Annotated in this window: 16 protein-coding genes and 1 tRNA gene; 12 read left to right on the plus strand and 5 right to left on the minus strand. The window is 66.8% G+C overall.

The features are described 5' to 3' along the window. Positions 1-101: 101 nt before the first annotated feature. Genes KHO22_RS11950 through KHO22_RS11970 form a run of 5 tightly spaced genes read left to right on the plus strand, consistent with a single transcriptional unit; the run spans position 102 to position 4,019 of the window. Complete coding sequence (locus tag KHO22_RS11950) at positions 102-818, plus strand: ABC transporter permease (protein ID WP_211947349.1); 717 nt, start codon at positions 102-104, stop codon at positions 816-818. A gap of 29 nt (positions 819-847) precedes the next feature. Further along, positions 848-1,795, plus strand: a complete 948-nt coding sequence (locus KHO22_RS11955; RefSeq protein WP_211947350.1) for a glycine betaine ABC transporter substrate-binding protein — start codon at positions 848-850, stop codon at positions 1,793-1,795. A gap of 10 nt (positions 1,796-1,805) precedes the next feature. Further along, positions 1,806-2,456, plus strand: coding sequence for an ABC transporter permease (locus KHO22_RS11960; RefSeq protein ID WP_211947351.1), 651 nt, complete (start codon positions 1,806-1,808; stop codon positions 2,454-2,456). Next, entirely contained in the window at positions 2,453-3,619 is a 1,167-nt protein-coding gene (locus KHO22_RS11965; protein WP_211947352.1) for an osmoprotectant ABC transporter ATP-binding protein OsmV, read from the plus strand. The genes KHO22_RS11960 and KHO22_RS11965 overlap by 4 nt, the downstream gene beginning before the upstream one ends. A gap of 31 nt (positions 3,620-3,650) precedes the next feature. After that, the gene (locus KHO22_RS11970; protein WP_211947353.1) at positions 3,651-4,019 is read left to right on the plus strand and encodes a hypothetical protein; all 369 of its coding nucleotides are present in this window, start codon (positions 3,651-3,653) and stop codon (positions 4,017-4,019) included. A gap of 4 nt (positions 4,020-4,023) precedes the next feature. On the opposite strand, the gene KHO22_RS11975 is transcribed toward KHO22_RS11970, so the two are convergent. Next, a complete protein-coding gene (locus KHO22_RS11975) occupies positions 4,024-5,421 on the minus strand; it encodes a heavy metal sensor histidine kinase (protein WP_420839591.1) in 1,398 nt (465 codons plus the stop codon). Next, on the minus strand, positions 5,421-6,107 hold the full coding sequence (locus KHO22_RS11980; protein WP_211947355.1) for a heavy metal response regulator transcription factor: 687 nt from the start codon (positions 6,105-6,107) through the stop codon (positions 5,421-5,423). The genes KHO22_RS11975 and KHO22_RS11980 overlap by 1 nt, the downstream gene beginning before the upstream one ends. Positions 6,108-6,301: 194 nt before the next feature. Here KHO22_RS11980 and KHO22_RS11985 point away from each other — a divergent pair, with 194 nt between their 5' ends. From KHO22_RS11985 to KHO22_RS12005, 5 genes are read left to right on the plus strand one after another with little or no spacing between them, the layout of a single operon-like run. Next, complete coding sequence (locus KHO22_RS11985) at positions 6,302-8,119, plus strand: copper resistance system multicopper oxidase (RefSeq protein WP_211947356.1); 1,818 nt, start codon at positions 6,302-6,304, stop codon at positions 8,117-8,119. Further along, entirely contained in the window at positions 8,119-9,150 is a 1,032-nt protein-coding gene (locus KHO22_RS11990) for a copper resistance protein B (protein ID WP_230426844.1), read from the plus strand. The genes KHO22_RS11985 and KHO22_RS11990 overlap by 1 nt, the downstream gene beginning before the upstream one ends. A 50-nt stretch (positions 9,151-9,200) precedes the next feature. Beyond that, the gene (gene copC, locus KHO22_RS11995) at positions 9,201-9,587 is read left to right on the plus strand and encodes a copper homeostasis periplasmic binding protein CopC (protein WP_211947357.1); all 387 of its coding nucleotides are present in this window, start codon (positions 9,201-9,203) and stop codon (positions 9,585-9,587) included. A gap of 4 nt (positions 9,588-9,591) precedes the next feature. Further along, complete coding sequence (gene copD / locus KHO22_RS12000) at positions 9,592-10,506, plus strand: copper homeostasis membrane protein CopD (RefSeq protein WP_211947358.1); 915 nt, start codon at positions 9,592-9,594, stop codon at positions 10,504-10,506. Positions 10,507-10,548: 42 nt separating this feature from the next. Next, on the plus strand, positions 10,549-11,031 hold the full coding sequence (locus KHO22_RS12005) for a DUF411 domain-containing protein (protein ID WP_211947359.1): 483 nt from the start codon (positions 10,549-10,551) through the stop codon (positions 11,029-11,031). Positions 11,032-11,059: 28 nt separating this feature from the next. Here the strand turns inward: KHO22_RS12005 and KHO22_RS12010 are convergent, their stop codons facing one another. After that, positions 11,060-12,223, minus strand: a complete 1,164-nt coding sequence (locus tag KHO22_RS12010; protein ID WP_230426845.1) for an ATP-grasp domain-containing protein — start codon at positions 12,221-12,223, stop codon at positions 11,060-11,062. 166 nt (positions 12,224-12,389) lie between these two features. After that, entirely contained in the window at positions 12,390-13,049 is a 660-nt protein-coding gene (locus KHO22_RS12015) for a sugar transferase (protein WP_211947360.1), read from the minus strand. Positions 13,050-13,436: 387 nt separating this feature from the next. Between KHO22_RS12015 and KHO22_RS12020 the strand changes: the two genes are divergently transcribed. Beyond that, positions 13,437-14,777: an NAD(P)-binding domain-containing protein gene (locus KHO22_RS12020; protein ID WP_211947411.1), complete on the plus strand. Its 1,341-nt coding sequence runs from the start codon at positions 13,437-13,439 to the stop codon at positions 14,775-14,777. Between the two features lie 128 nt (positions 14,778-14,905). Here the strand turns inward: KHO22_RS12020 and KHO22_RS12025 are convergent. Continuing rightward, a tRNA-Ser gene (locus KHO22_RS12025) sits at positions 14,906-14,995 on the minus strand. Positions 14,996-15,230: 235 nt separating this feature from the next. On the opposite strand from KHO22_RS12025, the gene KHO22_RS12030 reads away from it, so the two are divergent. Next, complete coding sequence (locus KHO22_RS12030) at positions 15,231-15,740, plus strand: outer membrane lipoprotein (protein ID WP_211947361.1); 510 nt, start codon at positions 15,231-15,233, stop codon at positions 15,738-15,740. The last annotated feature ends 36 nt before the right edge of the window (positions 15,741-15,776 follow it).

The raw sequence follows: 15,776 nt of genomic DNA on the forward strand, positions 1-15,776 counted from the left end.
CCGGGACGGTGGCCCCCCAATTGACGGCCGCCTTGCCCATTTTGTTTTCCGCGTACGGAAAGTGGTGTTTTATGCGCTTTCGGTTTGCGGCGAGGGGGAATATGTCAAAGCAATCCGTGCGGCTGTTCGCCTGGGGATGCCTGACCGTGCTGGCGCTCGGCGGACTGGTCGCCTGGATCGGCGCGGACGTCATCCGCCAGCATCAGGAGCGCCTGCTCTATGACGTGGCCGACCACCTGCGGCTGGTGGCGTTTTCGATGGCGCTCGCGCTGGCCACCGGCATTCCGGCCGGCATCGCGCTGAGCCGTCCGTGCATGCGCCGCTGGGCCGACCGGCTGATGCAGGTGTTCAACGTCGGCAACACGGTGCCGTCGCTCGCGGTACTCGCGCTGGCGCTGGCCGTGCTCGGCATCGGCGAGCGGCCTGCCATCCTGGCGCTGTGGCTCGCGTCGCTGCTGCCGATCGTGCGCAACACCTGCGAAGGCCTGCGCACGGTCTCGCCGACGCTGCTGGAAGCCGCGCGCGGCATCGGCATGACGCCGTGCCAGCGGCTGCTGCGCGTGGAACTGCCGAATGCGCTGCCGGTGATGCTGGCGGGCATCCGCATCAGCCTGGTGATCAACGTCGGCACGGTGCCGCTGTCGTTCCTGATCGGCGCCAACAGCCTCGGCGAGCTGATCTTCCCGGGCATCTACCTGAACAACCAGCCGCTGCTGCTGCTGGGCGCCGCCGCCACCGCGCTGCTGGCCCTGGCGCTCGACGCGCTCTTTGCCGGCGCCGGCAACCTGTACCTGCGCCGGCGCGGCCTGGCGCGATGAACGGCGGCCGAGAGGAGAAACAAGAACCAATGGAACCGAAACGAGACCGCGAACGCCGCGCCTTCTGGGCCTTCATGGTGGTGGGCGCCGTGCTGGCCGCCGTGCTGCTGGGCTCGGCGCCGGCCCGTGCGCAGGCGCCCGCCGCCGAAGCCGCGCCGGTGCGCGTGGGCGGCAAGAATTTCACCGAGCAGCTGATCCTGTCGTCGATGACATCGCAGTACCTGCGTGCCAAGGGCATCGGCACCGAACTGACCGCCGGCCTGGGCAGCACGCTGATGCGCCAGGCCCTGGAGAGCGGACAGCTCGACGTGGTGTGGGACTACACCGGCACCGCGCTGATCGTCTTCAACAAGGTCGAGGAAAAGCTCGACGCGAAGCAAAGCTATGCCCGCGTGAAGGCGCTGGACGCCGCGCGCGGCCTGGTCTGGCTGGAGCCGTCGGGCATCAACAATACCTATGCGCTGGCCATGCCGAAGGAGCGCGCGCAGGCCGCCGGCGTGACTACGCTGTCGGCCTATGCCGAGAAGATGCGCAAGAGCGGCGAGGACGCGCAACACCCGTTTGCGGTCGACATGGAATTCGCCGCGCGCCCGGACGGGCTGGAGCCGCTCAAGGCCCGGTACAAGCTGCCGTTTTCGCGCCGCGACGTGATCCAGCTCGACCCGGGCCTGGTCTACACGGCGCTCAAGAACAACCAGGTCGACCTGGGCCTGGTCTACACGACCGATGGCCGTGTGAAGGGCTTCGAACTCGTGCTGCTCGAAGACGACCTGCATTTCTTCGCGGACTACAGCGCGGTGCCCGTGGTGCGCCAGGCTGCGCTGGACAGGCACCCGGAACTCGCCACGCTGCTCAACGCGCTGGCGGCAAAGCTGGACAACGCGTCGATGACCGACATGAACTACCAGGTGGACATCGGCCAGCAGCCGGCGGACAAGGTGGCGGCAGAGTTCCTGCGCAGCCATGGCCTGATCTGAGGAGGCGCGCATGGACTTGCTGACCTACCTTCACCATAGCTGGCCGACGCTGCTGAAGCTCACCGCCGAACACCTGGCGCTCGTGGGCTCGGCCGTCGGCATGGCGGTCCTGATCGGCGTGCCGCTGGGCATCGCCATTACGCGTTTCCGCTGGCTGGCGACGCCGCTGCTGACGCTGGCCACCATCGTGCTGACGCTGCCGTCGATCGCGCTGTTCGGGCTGATGATCCCGATCTTCGCGCGCTTCGGGCACGCACTGGGCTACGTACCGGCCGTGACCGCGGTGTTCCTGTACTCGCTGCTGCCGGTCATGCGCAACACCTATACCGCGCTGGTCAACGTCGACCCGGGCATCCAGGAAGCCGGGCGCGGCATCGGCATGACGACGTGGCAGCGCATGCGCCGCGTCGACCTGCCGCTGGCCGTGCCGGTGATCCTGGGCGGCGTGCGCACGGCCGTGGTGATGAATATCGGCGTGGCCACCATTGCCGCCATCATCGGCGCGGGTGGCCTCGGGGTGCTGATCCTGCAGGCGATCAGCCAGAGCAATATGAGCAAGCTGGCCGTGGGCGCGGTCCTGGTCAGCGTGCTCGCCATCGTGGCGGATGCTTTCCTGCAATGGCTGCAGAAGGTGCTGACGCCGAAAGGAATCCGACTATGATCGAACTCGACCGACTCACCAAGGCCTTCCCGCAGAAGGACGGCACCGAAGTGCGGGCCGTGGACGCTGTCTCGCTGACGGTGCCGCGCGGGGAAATCTGCGTCTTCCTGGGGCCGTCCGGCTGCGGCAAGACCACCACGCTGAAGATGATCAACCGGCTGATCGAGCCGACCTCGGGCACGGTGCGCATCGATGGCGAGGACACCGTCGGCATCGACGGCGTGGCGCTGCGCCGCAAGATCGGCTATGTGATCCAGCAGATCGGCCTGTTCCCGAACATGACCATCGAAGAGAACATCATGGTCGTGCCGCGCATGCTCGGCTGGGACAAGCGCCGCTGCCACGAGCGCGCGCGCGAGCTGATGTCGATGGTGCAGCTCGACCCCGACCGCATGCTGTCGCGCTATCCGCGCGAGCTGTCGGGCGGGCAGCAGCAGCGCATCGGCGTGATCCGCGCGCTCGCGGCCGACGCGCCGGTGCTGCTGATGGACGAACCCTTCGGCGCGGTCGACCCGATCAACCGCGAGAGCATCCAGAACGAATTCCTGCTGATGCAGCGCCAGCTCGGCAAGACCGTGATCATGGTCTCGCACGATATCGACGAGGCCATCAAGCTGGCCAGCAAGGTCGCGGTGTTCCGGCGCGGCAAGCTGGTGCAGTTCGATCATCCGGACGCGCTGCTGGCGCACCCGGCCGATGAATTTGTGCAAGCTTTTGTCGGCCACGACAACACGCTCAAGCGCCTGCTGCTCGTGAGCGCCGGCGATGCCGCCACCATGCCGCCGAGCTGCCGCCCGGACATGGCCCTGTCCGACGCGCTCGGCGTGATGGACGATGCCGACGTGCGCCACCTGCCGGTGGTCGACGACGCGCAGCGCGCGCTGGGCTACGTCACGCGCCGCGATGCGCGCGGGGGCACCGGCCGCTGCAGCGACGCGATGCGTGCGTTCCCCGCCGCGGCCACGTCCGACGAGCACCTGCGCATCCTGCTGTCGCGCATGTACCAGCACAACACGAGCTGGCTGCCGGTGGTGGACGCCGACGGCGCCTACCTTGGCGAAGTGACGCAGGATTCGATCGCGTGCTACCTCAGCTCGGGCCGCTCGCGCGGCAGCGCGCCGGTCATCCAGCCCCCGGCGCAACCGCTGCGCGCCGCGGCGTGAGGATCGGCGCGGTTCGCGCTATGCTGGCGCCATGGCCCGCACCATCCGCTATTGCCGCTCCCCTTTGTGCCTGATGATCGAAACCCGCTGGCTGGTGCCGCGCGGGTTTGACGGCTTCACGCCGGGTCCGCTGATCCTGCTGCGCCCCGGCGCCAGCCACGCGCTGATCGAGCATGAGAAGGTGCATGTGCGCCAGTTCTGGCGCAGCTGGGGCCTGATGGGCGTGCTCTATCTGCTGAGCCGGCGCTGGCGGCTGCGCTACGAGGTCGAGGCCTATCGCGAGCAGCTGCGGCACAGTCCGCCGGGCGCGGCGCGTGCGCTGGCTCGCCTGCTGGCAACGAAGTACCGGCTCAGGATCACGGAAGACGACGCGTACCGCCTGCTGACGGCGAGTGAATGACGGGTCAGGCTGTCACCGTGGCCGGTGCCGCCTGCCGCCGGAAGCCGAGCGTAAAGCGCGTCTTGCCGTCCGCCGACTGCACGGCGATGGTTCCCCCATGCGCGGCCATGATCGCGCGCGTGATCGACAATCCCAGTCCCACGCTGTCCGAATCCGGACGGACCCGTGATTTGTCGCCGCGCGAGAAGCGGTCGAAGATCACGGGCAGCAAGTCCGGCCGGATCTCCTGGCCTTCGTTCTCCACGGCGATGGTGACCCCATCGGCGCCGTCATCGATTTCCACCGCGATGCCGCCCCCCGGCGGCGTATAGCGCAGGGCGTTGGACAGCAGGTTGCTGAGCGCGCGGCGCAGCATCAGCCTGTCGCCCACCAGGCGCCCCTCGCCGCGCGACGCCAGGCGTACGTGCTTGTCTTCGGCCAGCGCGTCGTAGAACTCGAACAGCGCATGGACTTCGACTGCCGCGTCGATTGGCTCGGCGCAGGGCAGGGTGAGGCCGTGTTCCATCTGGGCCAGGTAAAGCATGTCCGACACCATCCGCGTCAGGCGCTGGAGTTCTTCGGCATTCGACGCCAGCACATCGCGGTACTTTTCGGCCGCGCGCGGTTGCGAGAGCACGACGTGCGTCTGCGTCATCAGGTTGGTCAGCGGCGTGCGCAGTTCATGCGCCAGGTCGGACGAGAATTCGGAGAGCCGCCCGAAGTCGCGCTGCAAGCGCTCCAGCATCGCGTTCAGCGTTGCCGCCAGGTCCGCCATTTCCACCGGCACCGCGTCCACCGGCATGCGCGCGTCGAGCTTGTGCGCGGTCACGGCACGTGCGCGCGTGGCCATGGTGCGCAGCGGCGCCAGCCCGCGCCGGGCGGCCCACCAGCCGAGCAGGCCGCTGGCCAGGGCGGCCAGAGCGACATAGAAGACCAGCGAACGACGGAACGCACGCATGAAATGCGCATGGATCTCGGTGTCCATGCCGACCACGATGGTCAGTGGCGCTGGCCGTCCGCCCGTGGCCGGCACGGTGGCGCGCAGGCCACGGTAGTGCTTGCCGTCCTGTTCCCAGACAAAGTGGTCGCGCCCCACCGGCAGTACCGAGGCGGTGCCGAGCGCGGTCTGGAAATCGAATCCATGGCTGGTGTACAGAGTCTGGCCGTCGGCCGCGCTGACGTGGGCGATGAAGCCGGGATGGTGCTCCAGCGCCACGGCCAGCCGCTCGGGCACCGACGCCGCGGCATTTTCGGTGGCGATCCGCTCGATCAGCCGCACGCTGTCGCCCAGGCTGGCAAAGTCCTCTTCCGCGAAATGCCGGTCCATGGCTGTCGCGATCAGGATGCCGAGGCCCAGCAGCACGCCGGCCGACGACAGGCAGAACAGCGCGGTCAGGCGCGTCGTCAGGGAGAAGCGCCGCATCACTCCGTGTCCTCGGGGTCTTCGAGCACGTAGCCCATGCCGCGGACGGTCTGAATCAGCTTGAGGTCGAAATCATCGTCGATCTTGGCGCGCAGGCGGCGGATGGCGACGTCGATGACATTGCTGTCGCTGTCGAAGTTCATGTCCCACACCTGCGACGCGATCAGCGAGCGCGGCAACACCTCGCCGCGCCGGCGCACCAGCAATTCCAGCAGCGAGAACTCCTTGCTGGTCAGCACGATGCGGCGCCCGCCGCGCGACGCGCGCCGGCGCGCCAGGTCCAGCACCAGGTCGCCGACCTGCACGCGGTCCGCGCTGACCTGCGCGCTGCCACGGCGCAGCAGCGTGCGCACGCGTGCCAGCAGTTCGGCGAAGGCGAACGGCTTGACCAGGTAGTCGTCGGCGCCGAGTTCCAGCCCCTTGACGCGGTCGGCCACGCTGTCGCGCGCGGTCAGGAACAGCACCGGCACGCGGTTGTCGGCCGCGCGCAGCGTCTGCACGATGCGCCAGCCGTCCACGTCGGGCAGCATCACGTCCAGGACGATCAGGTCGTAGGCCTCGCTCATGGCCAGGTGGTGGCCGTCCAGCCCGTTGGCGGCCAGGTCTACCACGAAGCCCGCCTCCGTCAGGCCCTGCCGGAGGTATTGCCCGGTCTTGGCCTCGTCTTCCACTACCAGCAGTTTCATCTGCGCTTTCCTTGTTGCCCGCCGCACCGGTCCGAACCGGCGCCCGGCGACTGTAGCCCGGGGCAATGAACATCAAGATGACGCCAAGATTACCGGATTGTAATTTTGGGGTCATGTGCACGTTCCCCGGCCCTGCGTATGCTTTGCCTGCCGCTGACAAGTGCGGCCATCGACACTCCAAGGACTGATTCCCCATGCGACGCGATCCCTCCACCGGCCTGCTGCTGCCCAACCTGTCCCGCCGGCGCTTTGTGCAGGGCCTGGCGGCAGGCGGCGTGCTGGCGGGCCTGCCGGCCTGGCAGGGGACGGCATGGGCGCAGCCGGGCGCGACTGCTTTCGGCACGGCGCCGGTGCTGCGCGGCACGGAATTCGACCTCGTGGTCGACGAGTCGGTGGTCAACTTTACCGGCAGGCCCGGCGTGGCCACCACCATCAACGGCATGCTGCCCGGCCCGACGCTGCGCTGGCGCGAAGGCGACACGGTCACCATCCGCGTGACCAACCGCCTGCGCGAACCGACTTCGATCCACTGGCACGGCATCATCCTGCCGTACCAGATGGATGGCGTGCCCGGCATCAGCTTCGGCGGCATCGCCCCGGGCGAGACCTTCACCTATCGCTTCAAGGTCGCGCAAAGCGGCAGCTACTGGTACCACTCGCATTCCGGCTTCCAGGAGATGATCGGGCTGTACGGGGGCATCATCATCGATCCGGCCGGCGCAGACCCGGTGCGGGCCGATCGCGACTACACGGTGCTGCTGTCGGACTGGACCGACGAGGACCCGATGCGCGTGCTGTCGAAGCTGAAGGTCCAGAGCGATTACTACAACTACCACCAGCCAACGGTGGTCGATTTCTTCCGCGACGTGTCGAACGACGGGCTGAAGGCCGCGCTCGACAAGCGCCGCATGTGGAACCAGATGCGCATGAACCCGACGGATCTCGCGGACCTGTCGGGCGCCACGCTGACCTATCTGACCAATGGCCTGACGCCAGCCGGCAACTGGACGGGGCAGTTCCGGCCCGGCGAAAAGGTGAGGCTGCGGTTCATCAACGGCGCGGGCAATACCTTCTTCGACGTGCGAATTCCTGGCGTGAAGCTGAACGTAGTGCAGGTCGACGGCATCAACATCGAACCCGTGACGGTCGACGAATTCCGCTTCGGGCCCGGCGAAACCTGCGACGTCGTGGTCGAGCCGCGCGACGATGCCTGCACGGTCTTCGCCCAGTCGATGGACCGCACCGGCTATGCCCGGGGCACGCTGAGCGTGCGCGACGGCCTGCAGGCACCGGTGCCGGCGCTCGAACAGGCCGAGTGGCTGACTATGGGCGACATGATGGGCAACATGGCCGGCATGCATCACGGCTCCGCGCCCGGCGCGGACCATGCGGGGATGCAGCACGGCATGGACCACGGCGGCATGGCCATGGATCACGGCCAGCACGCGATGCACGGCGCCGCGCCCGACCATCCGCTCAAGGTCCCTGGCAAGACCGTGCGCCACGCGCGCACCGAGTACGGTGCGGGCACCGACATGCGCGTGGACACGCCGCGCACGAACCTCGACGATCCCGGCATCGGCCTGCGCAACAACGGACGGCGCGTGCTGACGCTAGCCGACATGCACACACTGGGCGGCCCGCCGGACCCACGCGGGCCGGGGCGCGAGATCGAGCTGCACCTGACCGGCAACATGGAGCGCTACACGTGGTCGTTCGACGGTGTCGAGTTCGGCCAATCGACACCCGTGCATTTCCGCCATGGCGAGCGGCTGCGCGTCATTCTCCACAACGACACCATGATGACCCACCCGATGCACATGCACGGCATGTGGAGCGACCTGGAAGCGCCGGATGGCACGTTCCTCGCGCGCCGGCACACGATCCCGGTGCAGCCGGCGCAGCGCATCAGCTTCCTGGTCACGGCGGACGCGCCCGGCCGCTGGGCGTGGCATTGCCACCTGATGCTGCATATGGATGCGGGCATGTTCCGCGAAGTGGTGGTGTCGTGATGGTAAGATTTGCACGCAACACGGCCATGCTCGCGCACACCAGGAAGCTGTTTGCCGCGATCCTTGCGGCCGCGGGAATCGGATCGGCCTGGGCACAGGACCCGCATGCCGGACATCGGCAACATCAGTCATCCGGCGACCCGGGGGCGACCGCACCTGTCGTGGCAGTCGATGGCATGGAGGGCATGGAGGGCATGGAGGGCATGGAAGAGAGCCCTGCGCCCGCGACTTCGATGCCTCAGTCCAGTCCCACGCCTGCCATGAGCCATGGCGACATGAAGATGCAGGGCGGGAGCGCGCCGCCCGACGCGCGCGACCCGCACGCGTATTCCGGCGGCTATCAGCTTGGCACGGGCCAGTACGCGCTGGGCCCCGTGCGCCATCTGCACATGGCGGACGAGCACACCTTTGCCGCGGTGCTCGTCGACAGGCTGGAATGGGCGCATGCCAACGGCGCCAACGCCGTGAACTGGGAAGCGCAGGCGTGGTTCGGCGGCACCTACAACCGGTTCGTCATCAAGACCGAAGGCGAAGCTGCGGGCGGCAAGGTGCATGATGCGCGCACCGAACTGCTGTGGGGCCACGCCATCGCGCCCTACTGGGACACGCAGCTTGGCTGGCGCAATGACGTGGGCAGCGGACGTCCGGCGCGCAACTGGATGGCGTTCGGCGTGCAGGGCCTGGCGCCGTACTGGTTCGAAGTCGATGCCACCGCCTACGTGGGCGACAGCGGGCGCACGGCGTTGCGCCTGTCGGCCGAGTACGAACTGCTGATCACGCAGCGCCTGATCCTGCAGCCGCGCATCGAAGCCAGTCTGTATGGCAGGAACGATCCGGAGACCGGCACCGGCAGCGGCCTGTCAAACGGTACCGTGGGGCTGCGCCTGCGCTATGAGATCAGCCGCCAGTTCGCGCCCTACATCGGCGTCGAGCGGTACCAGACCTTCGGCAATACGTCGGACATGGTCAGGACCGCCGGCGGGCGCAGTGGCGAGACCCGCTTCGTGGCTGGCGTGCGGGCCTGGTTCTGAGGCATGCTTGCGCAAGTCAGCCGTCAAACCATCATCAGGAAGTTGTCCCCATGTTCGACATCCGCACCACTGCAAAATCCTTGCTTGCCGTATCGGCCCTGCTCGCCGGCGGCCACGCATTCGCCCATCCGCAACTGCTGGCGTCCACGCCGGCCGACAGCGCCGAGATCGTGGCGCCCGCACGCATCGAACTGCGCTTCTCCGAGAGCCTGGTCGCGCGCGTTTCAGGCGCCAAGCTGGTCATGACGGGCATGCCCGGCATGGCGGACCATGCGCCGATGAGCGTGGCCACCCGCGTATCGGCTGGCGAGGATCCGAAGACGATGGTGATCACGCCCGCCAGCCCGCTTGTGCCGGGTACCTATCGCGTGGACTGGCGCGCGGTAGCGGCCGACACGCATCCGGTCAGCGGCAAGCTTTCGTTCACCGTGAAGTAGTCCGATGGACGCTGACTGGGCGACCATCGTCCTGCGTTTTGCGCTGTATGCCGACCTGGCGCTGCTGTTCGGCGTGCCGCTGGCGGCGACGTGGCTGCTGCGCGTGGACGCGAACCTTGCCACATACTGGGGCCGTGTCACCGCATCCGTGGCGGCGGCCGGCATCGTGCTTTCCGTCATGGGCCTGCTGGTGACCGTCAGGACCATGATGGGGGCGGAGTCATACCTGGCCATCGACGGCGAGACGCTCCGCATGATCGTGACCGGGACCGGCCTCGGCATTGCGTGGCAGGTGCGGATGCTGGCGCTGCTCGTTTGCCTGCTCGCATGCGTGGCTCCGCGCCAGTCGCGGGCGATTCGGATCGTCCTGCCCGTGGCCGCGGCCGTCGCGCTGGCCACGCTGGCCTGGGGCGGGCATGGGGTGATGAATGAAGGCCCGCGGCGCGCCATCCATCTGCCCGTCGATATCGTGCATCTGCTGGCGGCCGGCACTTGGGTGGGCGCACTGGCTGTCTTCGTGTCGATGTCATCGCCGAACCGCGCCGGGACAGCCGGCAGCGTGGCCGAGCTGAGCCGCGCGGCGAGCGGATTCGCCCACGCCGGTGCCGGCATCGTCGTCTTGCTGGCGGTGACCGGGGTCGCCAACTACATCCTGGTCGCCGGGCCACGCCTGTCCGGCCTGCTGTCTACGCGCTACGACGGGCTGTTGCTGGCCAAGCTCGCGCTGTTCTGCGCCATGCTGGGACTGGCAGCCATCAATCGCTACCGCCTGGCGCCGCGGCTGGCGCAAGGCGTGCATCGTCGCGACGACGGCGCCGCCGTGGTGGCGCTGCGCCGAAGCCTGCGGTGCGAGTCGGCGTGTGCCATGATCGTGCTGTGGCTCGTGGCATGGCTTGGCACACTATCTCCCGGGCATTGATTTCGTTGGCCCGTTCCCTGAACCTGTTTTCCATTCCGATCCATGAAAGCCGAACCTGTTGTCACCAACTCCCTCCGCCGGACCGTTCTCGCCGCGCTGGCGCTGTTGCCCGCGGCAGCCTGGGCCGGGGCTTCGCAGACCGCGACTGCCGTCAAGGTCTGGAAATCTCCCGCGTGCGGCTGCTGCAAGGACTGGGTCTCGCATCTGCAGGCCAACGGCTTCCAGGTCGCGACGTACGAGGTGGATGATCTCCCTGCCGCACGCAGCAAGGCGGGCATGCCCGAACGCTACGGCTCCTGCCATACCGCAGCCGTGGAAGGCTACGCGCTCGAAGGGCATGTGCCGGCGCGCGAGATCCGCCGCCTGTTGCGTGAGCGCCCGGTCGCCGTGGGCCTGGCGGTACCGGGCATGCCGCTGGGATCGCCGGGCATGGACGGGCCGGAGTATGGCGGGCGCAAGACGCCCTATGATGTGCTGCTGGTGATGCGGGACGGCAAGGCGAAGGTGTTCCAGGCCTATTCCTGAGCGCGGGTGAAAGCCGCTGCGGCGGCTTTCATGCTTGTCCGGCCGGTGCTTCGACGCTGGCCAGGAAGTCGCACTTGGCGAGTTCAAGCCCCGCCTGGTAGCGGATTTCCTCGCCCTGGTGCGTGCCGCGCAGGCAGTTCAGCAGCACCCGGATCAGGTTCGCCCCGGCAAGGTGGGTAAAGGGATAGCCGCCGCCGAACCTCGGATTCATTTCCAGCAGGTACTGTTGCCCGTCGCGGACAATGACATCGCAGTCCAGGTTGCCGATATGCCGCAGGCCGCGGCTGATGCGCGCAGCCATGTCGCTGAATGGTCCGCTTTCGACGGTAATCGCGCGGTCGGTCTCGCCGGCACGCATCGACAGTTTCTTGCGCACGGCCAACCCGACAGGCGCCGCCTCGAGATCGTTGAAGATGTCGAGGCCGTATTCCTGCCCGGAGACCATTTCCTGGATCAGGACCAGCGCATCCGGTTCCCCCATGCGCGCAAACTTTGACTGCAGCCAGATACGCGCGCAATAGGCATGGGCGAAGCGAAGCTCTTCCCGGCTCTCGACGAAGAAGATGCCGAAGCTGGCGCTGCCCCAGCGCGGCTTGACGACCAGCGGATAGGTGATGCAGCCAGCCGCGAGTGCGTCTTCGGCGCTTTGCAGGGTCGCGTAGCTGCGTGGCGTCGACACACCGATCGACTCGGCGAACCGGGCGGTCATCAGTTTGTCCGCGCAAAGACGGATGACCTCCGCCGGCGAGACCACTGGTACGGTCCCGACGTCGCGAAAACGCTGCGCATGCTCCGCGATGAGCGGAAGTTCAAGATCGTTCAGCGAAAGCAGGGCGGAAACCTGACGCGTTCTGCACACGTCTACCAGGTAGTCGATGTAGCTCTCGGCATAGACGTCCGGCGCGAGCAGGAATATGTCGCACACATTGGCAGCGGGCGCGCTGCGCTGGTTGTCCACGCCGAGCACCATGCCGGTTCCGTTCAGTTCAGCCTTCAGATACTCCACGAGGTAGCGTCTTCTACCAACGCACGTCAGCAGCACATTCATAATCACCCCAACGCCATGCCTATCCCAATGATCCTGCGTCCTTGAGGCAGGTTCGTTTTGTATCTTCTCCGGTGCTTCAAGCGAATCGCCAGTCCGGAGTGCGGATGCCAGGCATGCTTCTCCTTCAACGGAGCGCTCGATCACAACCCAGTGGCTGGGTCCGGCGCATGGCATTTTTTACATACCCGGCGAATCACAGGAGCATCTAACCAGAACGGCGGGTCGGAAAGTAGCCAGATATGTGGGGTGGTCCACCGAGCGCAGCAACTTGTATCATCCTCATGGCATTGGCTTGCGCGCCTGGCACGGCTCACAATGCCGGATGGGCTGGAATGTCTTCGCTCGGTGCCGGCGCGGATTTGCCGGCGCCGGGCTGCGCGACCGGGCTGCCGGTGAAGTCGGGAACCGTCACGTCGCCAGTGGCGTTGATGCCCTGTCGCCGTATGACGATGCCGATCGTCTGCCAGATGATCTTCAGATCCAGCCAGAACGAGCGGTGATCGACATACCAGGTGTCCAGGTGAAACTTTTCCTCCCAGGACAGGGAGTTTCGACCGTTTATCTGGGCCCAGCCGGAGATGCCCGGCCGCACCAGATGTCGGCGCGCCTGCGCCGGGGAATAGAACGGCAGGTACTTCGGGGGCAATGGCCGCGGGCCGATCACGCTCATGGTTCCGATCAGGACGCACCAGAACTGCGGCAGTTCATCAAGGCTGGAACGGCGCAGGAAACTGCCGAACGGCGTGAGCCTGTCTTCGTCGGGCAGGAGCTGACCGTCGGGGCCGCGCGCATCGGTCATGGTGCGGAATTTCACGACCTTGAACGGCCGGCTGCCGAGACCTACGCGCGTAGGCCGGAACAGCACGGGTGTTCCCAGTTTCCAGCGCACCGCGCCGGCCAGGATCAGTAACGGGATCGCCAGCATCAGCAGGGCGACGGCAGAGAAAGCCATGTCGAACAAGCGCTTCATGATCGAACCGTCAAGAGCGTGAAAGTGGGGAATTTGCGGGCGTGCGTCGCCTGTCGGCGTGTATCGCCGGAATCTATCTAACCAAGGTATGGCCTCGCTGTGAAGCGCCTAATGTGGTCGGGCCCACGTTTGGCTGCGCTGGCGTTGGGCAGGCCAGCCAACAAAAAGGGCACCGAAAGGGGAGTGTGCGGACCCGCACGGACGGCTCTGCGAGCCGGTTCCAGACTGCCGCAATCCAGGCTGAGTGACCCGGGGCGCGCGCAGGGGGCATGCGCGGAGCCGTGCCCGCAATGCGGTCCTGGATTTCTCCACTGTCCAGTTGGCCAGGCAGTGGCCCGCCCGGCGCGGAGGGGTAAGAGCCGGGCAAATCTATCTGGAAGAGCAATAATGATCTCGTCCACGGATACTGTCATTGTCGGGGCCGGTCCCTATGGCTTGTCGACCTCGACCTATTTGGCAGAGGCTGGCGTGCCCCATCAGGTTCTCGGGCTCCCGATGCACGCCTGGAAGAATTTCACGCCCCCCGGGATGCTTTTGCGCTCCGAGGCATTCGCCTCCAGTCTCTATTCTCCGTGCGGCGGCTATACGGTCGAAGCCTATTGCCAGCGCAACCACATGGAATACAAGTCGGTGGGCCTGCATCTGCCGGTGGAAATGTTCGTGGATTACGGGCAGTGGTTCCAGTCGGAACTGGTCGGGCATGTCCGGCCGGTGGAAGTGCAGGACATGTGCCGCAAGGACGGGTATTTCCGGCTCGGGCTGAGCGATGGAAGTTCGCTGGTGGCCAGGCGCGTCATCCTGTCGCTGGGCCTGAAGGCGTTCGGGCAGGCGCCTGCGGCGCTGCGAGGCGTGCCCAAGCCCTACGTGCTGCATTCCGGCGACTTCGGTGATTCGGCGTGGTCGGAGGGCAAGGACGTCGTCATTGTCGGCGGCGGGCAGTCGGCAATCGGGCTGGCGGCATCCATGAGCGCGGCCGGGGCGCGGGTGCGCCTGCTGGTGCGTGGCGACGCCGTTAACTGGAGCCGGGAACCGCGAACTTCCAGCGGGCTCGTTTCCCGGCTGCTGCGCGCGCGTGTTGGCCTGGGACGCGGATGGGATTCGAACAAGCCATGGTTGCTCGCCTTGTCCTACATGTTGTCCGAATATCCCGCCTCGTTCCACAAGTTGAGCCTTCAGCAGCGGCAGAAGATCCTTGAGACGTCGTGGGGCCCGTCCGGTGCGTGGTGGCTGCGCAATCGCGTCGAGGGCAAGGTCGAGATCTCTGCGCGCACAGAGGTGAGCCGCGCCGAAATCAGGAATGGCCGGATCGTGCTGGAGGTCAGTTCCGGGAACGGAACCTCCGCCATCAGCGCCGACCATGTCGTGCTTGCGACCGGGTTCAAGGTGGATATGGCGCGGCACGCCTTTTTCTCGTCGGAGATCCTGAACTCCCTTTCGATGATCGACGGCTCGCCGGAGCTGACATCGAATTTCGAAACCAGCGTGCGCGACCTGTATGTGCTCGGGCCCGCGGCCGCGATGAGCTTTGGCCCGGCGCTGCGCTTCATCTACGGCGCGCGGTACGCCGCTCCACGCGTGGCGGGCCATATCGGCGGGCGCTTCAAGCGGGAGGCGGGAAGGTTCGCCGCGCCGTCGCATGGTGTCACGCCGGAACTGGCGAATGGGCATCCCGCCAGCGGTGCGCATGCCAGGAGCGTGCTTCAGGCCGTTGAGCGCAATGCGGAGTAGCACCCTGAGTCATCATGCGGGCGCGGCGGGTCAGGGGCAAAACCTCTGATCCGCGGGCTGCAGCACGGCTCTAGTTCGCGGGCCTGGGAAGCCAGCAGATGGGCGATGGGCCGCGCTGGCGAGGAAACTGGCGGAAGCGGTGAGATTCGAACTCACGGATGGGTCACCCCATCGGCAGTTTTCAAGACTGCTGCCTTAAACCACTCGGCCACGCTTCCGTAAAGTGCCGGCATTGTAGCGCGATTGCGCAACACGCCGCTGGCGCAAGGGCCAGTACAGGCCGCGCATTATACAAGGCCCGGGCGCGTCCTTGGGTGAATCCGGCGTTTCTGTTGTCGGAGCCTGTCTGACACGGCGGAACCTTACCGCCGCCATGGGGCTCATATCGGTGTGCCGGGGGATTGCGTAAGTGCCGCTTTCCCGGCTTCACCTGGCAACAGAGGAGAATTCCAGATGCAAAGCAAGTCGAAAAATCGAATGGCGCTCGGGGCCGTGCTGGCTGCAATCGGACTGGCCGGTTGCGCGGCGCCTTACAACAACGGGTACAACAACACCGGCTATCACGCGCCGCCTCCGCCGCAGACCGGCAACGGTGGCTACCCGTCGCAGGCGCCGGCTGGTTCGGTGTACTACGGACGTGTGGAATCCATCGAGCCGATTGCCAGCACGCAGAACAGCTCCGGCCTGCTCGGCACCGTGATCGGCGGCGCCGCGGGCGGCCTGCTGGGTCACCAGGTCGGCGGTGGCCGCGGGCAGACGGCGGCAACGATCGGTGGCGCGGTGGTCGGCGCGGTAGCCGGCAACCAGATCGAGAAGCGCGCGGGCAGCAATACGCAAAACGCCTATCGCGTCAATGTCAGGCTCGATGATGGCCGCGTTGCCACGGTGACGCAGAGCAATCTGGGCAACCTGCAGGTTGGCATGCGTGCCCGCGTGGCCAATGACATGGCCGAGCCGTACTGATCCCGGGTAAGCCGCAAGAAGCAAGAAGGCCACGGC

Origin of the sequence: Cupriavidus yeoncheonensis (assembly GCF_905397275.1) — a bacterium.
Taxonomy (GTDB): domain Bacteria; phylum Pseudomonadota; class Gammaproteobacteria; order Burkholderiales; family Burkholderiaceae; genus Cupriavidus; species Cupriavidus yeoncheonensis.

What these genes read in the sequence shown, in the direction of transcription:
- KHO22_RS11950 (WP_211947349.1), top strand. Translation starts at nt 102, where the DNA reads ATGTCAAAGCAATCCGTGCGGCTGTTCGCCTGGGGATGCCTGACCGTG.
- KHO22_RS11955 (WP_211947350.1), top strand. Translation starts at nt 848, where the DNA reads ATGGAACCGAAACGAGACCGCGAACGCCGCGCCTTCTGGGCCTTCATG.
- KHO22_RS11960 (WP_211947351.1), top strand. Translation starts at nt 1,806, where the DNA reads ATGGACTTGCTGACCTACCTTCACCATAGCTGGCCGACGCTGCTGAAG.
- KHO22_RS11965 (WP_211947352.1), top strand. Translation starts at nt 2,453, where the DNA reads ATGATCGAACTCGACCGACTCACCAAGGCCTTCCCGCAGAAGGACGGC.
- KHO22_RS11970 (WP_211947353.1), top strand. Translation starts at nt 3,651, where the DNA reads ATGGCCCGCACCATCCGCTATTGCCGCTCCCCTTTGTGCCTGATGATC.
- KHO22_RS11975 (WP_420839591.1), bottom strand. Translation starts at nt 5,421, where the DNA reads ATGCGGCGCTTCTCCCTGACGACGCGCCTGACCGCGCTGTTCTGCCTG.
- KHO22_RS11980 (WP_211947355.1), bottom strand. Translation starts at nt 6,107, where the DNA reads ATGAAACTGCTGGTAGTGGAAGACGAGGCCAAGACCGGGCAATACCTC.
- KHO22_RS11985 (WP_211947356.1), top strand. Translation starts at nt 6,302, where the DNA reads ATGCGACGCGATCCCTCCACCGGCCTGCTGCTGCCCAACCTGTCCCGC.
- KHO22_RS11990 (WP_230426844.1), top strand. Translation starts at nt 8,119, where the DNA reads ATGGTAAGATTTGCACGCAACACGGCCATGCTCGCGCACACCAGGAAG.
- copC (WP_211947357.1), top strand. Translation starts at nt 9,201, where the DNA reads ATGTTCGACATCCGCACCACTGCAAAATCCTTGCTTGCCGTATCGGCC.
- copD (WP_211947358.1), top strand. Translation starts at nt 9,592, where the DNA reads ATGGACGCTGACTGGGCGACCATCGTCCTGCGTTTTGCGCTGTATGCC.
- KHO22_RS12005 (WP_211947359.1), top strand. Translation starts at nt 10,549, where the DNA reads ATGAAAGCCGAACCTGTTGTCACCAACTCCCTCCGCCGGACCGTTCTC.
- KHO22_RS12015 (WP_211947360.1), bottom strand. Translation starts at nt 13,049, where the DNA reads ATGAAGCGCTTGTTCGACATGGCTTTCTCTGCCGTCGCCCTGCTGATG.
- KHO22_RS12020 (WP_211947411.1), top strand. Translation starts at nt 13,437, where the DNA reads ATGATCTCGTCCACGGATACTGTCATTGTCGGGGCCGGTCCCTATGGC.
- KHO22_RS12030 (WP_211947361.1), top strand. Translation starts at nt 15,231, where the DNA reads ATGCAAAGCAAGTCGAAAAATCGAATGGCGCTCGGGGCCGTGCTGGCT.